The following is a 2,411-nucleotide window of genomic DNA, read 5'->3' as shown; positions in this document are numbered from 1 at the left end:
TCAATATGCAGTAACCCTGTGGCCCACCATTTTTTGATGGACCAATGAGAATCCCTGTGGGAGCGAGCTTGCTCGCGATAGCGATTAGACATTCAACATAGATGTTGACTGGCAGTCCCTCATCGCGAGCGAGCTCCCACAGTGGATCGAGTGAGTTCCGAATATCTGTTTCACGGAGTCATCGCCCCTATGAAGCACAACGTCATCCTTGTCGTGCTCGACGGCCTCAACCATGAGGTCGCCCGCCACGCCATGGGGCACCTGCAGGCTTACGTCGGCGCCGGACGTGCCGCACTCTACAAACTGGAGTGCGAGTTGCCGGCCCTGTCCCRCCCGCTGTACGAATGCATCCTGACCGGCGTTGCGCCCATCGACAGCGGCATCGTCCACAACAATGTCTCGCGCCTGTCCAACCAGCGCAGCATCTATCACTACGCTACCGACGCAGGTCTTGTGACTGCCGCTGCGGCTTATCACTGGGTCAGCGAGCTGTACAACCGTTCGCCCTTCGTGGCGGCCCGGGATCGCCACACCGATGATCCGCAACTGCCGATCCAGCACGGGCATTTCTACTGGAACGATCACTACCCGGATTCGCACCTGTTCGCCGACGCCGAAAACCTGCGCCTGCGCCATGCGCCGAACTTTTTGCTGATCCACCCGATGAATATCGACGACGCCGGGCACAAGCACGGCCTCGACACCCCGCAGTACCGCAACAGCGCCCGCTCGGCCGACATCATCCTGGCCGACTACCTGCAAGGCTGGCTCGATGCCGGTTATCAGGTGCTGGTCACCGCCGACCATGGCATGAACAACGACCGCTCCCACAACGGCCTGCTGCCGGAAGAACGTGAAGTGCCACTGTTCGTTCTCGGTGATGCGTTCAGCTTCGACGCCGACGCCGCGCCGAAACAGACAGAGATCTGCGGCACCGTCTGCCAATTGCTGGGCGTGCCCCACGACAAACCGGTCTGCCGGGAGCTGTTGAAGTGAATTCCATGACCCGCAGTAAATGGCTCGCTGCCCTGTGCCTGGTCCCGTTTGCGTTGTTCTTCATCGTGTTCGAGATCGCACCGCTGACCTGGGTGATGATCAACAGCCTGCAATCTGAAGAATTCGGCTGGGGCCTGGCCAACTTCAGCAAGATCTTCAGCTCGAAGTTTTACCTGCAGGCCATCCAGTACAGTCTTGAGATCAGCTTCTGGTCCAGCGTGTTCGGGATCATCATCGCGATACTGGGCGCCTACTCCCTGCGCCGGGTCGATTCGAAACTGCGCAACTTCGTCAACGCCTTCGCCAACATGACCAGCAACTTCGCCGGTGTGCCGCTGGCGTTCGCGTTCATCATTTTGCTCGGCTTCAACGGCAGCTTCACCATCATGCTCAAGCAGGCCGGCATCATTCAGGATTTCAACCTGTACTCGAAAACCGGGCTGATCATTCTCTACACCTACTTCCAGATTCCCCTCGGCGTACTGTTGCTGTACCCGGCCTTCGATGCCTTGCGCGAAGACTGGCGCGAGTCCGCCTCACTGCWCGGTGCGAGCGGCTGGCAATTCYGGCGACACATCGGATTGCCGGTGTTGACACCTGCGTTGCTCGGCACCTTCGTGATCCTGCTGGCCAACGCCCTCGGCGCCTACGCCACGGTGTACGCACTGACCACCGGCAACTTCAACGTGCTGCCGATCCGCATCGCGGCAATGGTGTCCGGTGACATTTCCCTGGACCCGAACCTGGCCAGCGCCCTGGCCGTGGTGCTGGTGGCCTTGATGACCCTGGTGACCATCGTGCATCAGTTGCTGTTGAAGAGGAGCTACCATGTCTCGCGCTGAACTGGGGTCCGCCGGTGTCTACCACCGCGTCGTGGTGTACTTGCTGTTTGCCATCCTGCTGTTGCCGCTGGCCGGCACGCTGATCTACTCGATCGCCAGCAGTTGGTCGGCGACCATTCTGCCCAGTGGCTTCACCCTCAAATGGTACATCCAGCTATGGAGCGATCCGCGCTTCCTGGATGCGTTCGGGCAATCGTTGCTGGTCTGCGTCGGTTCGTTGATCCTTTCCGTGGTGCTGATTCTGCCGCTGTTGTTCGTGGTGCATTACCACTTCCCGAAACTCGACGCGCTGATGAACATCCTGATCCTGCTGCCCTTCGCTGTGCCACCGGTGGTGTCGTCGGTGGGACTGTTGCAGCTCTATGGCTCCGGCCCCTTCGCCATGGTCGGCACGCCGTGGATCCTGATCGGTTGCTACTTCACCGTGGCGCTGCCGTTCATGTACCGGGCGATCACCAACAACCTGCAAGCGATCAACCTGCGCGACCTGATGGATGCCGCCCAGTTGCTCGGCGCCAGCACCTTTCAAGCCGCATTCCTGGTGGTGCTACCGAACCTGCGCAAGGGCCTGAT

General features: G+C 60.0%; 3 protein-coding genes. All 3 read left to right on the top strand.

Translation table 11 applies throughout. The features are described 5' to 3' along the window. The first annotated feature begins 189 nt into the window (after positions 1-189). Positions 190-996, top strand: a complete 807-nt coding sequence (locus tag ACXRVY_RS24475; RefSeq protein ID WP_458238470.1) for an alkaline phosphatase family protein — start codon at positions 190-192, stop codon at positions 994-996. 5 nt (positions 997-1,001) lie between these two features. Continuing rightward, on the top strand, positions 1,002-1,838 hold the full coding sequence (locus tag ACXRVY_RS24470; protein WP_458238469.1) for an ABC transporter permease: 837 nt from the start codon (positions 1,002-1,004) through the stop codon (positions 1,836-1,838). Continuing rightward, positions 1,825-2,411, top strand: a 587-nt coding sequence (locus ACXRVY_RS24465) for an ABC transporter permease (protein ID WP_458238468.1), incomplete at its 3' end; no start/stop codon positions are given. The genes ACXRVY_RS24470 and ACXRVY_RS24465, both read left to right, overlap by 14 nt.

The sequence above is a fragment of the Pseudomonas sp. P5_A2_2 genome (assembly GCF_054177685.1).
The sequence above is the reverse complement of the archived record's forward strand: the minus strand, read 5'-3'. Positions and strand labels throughout refer to the sequence as shown.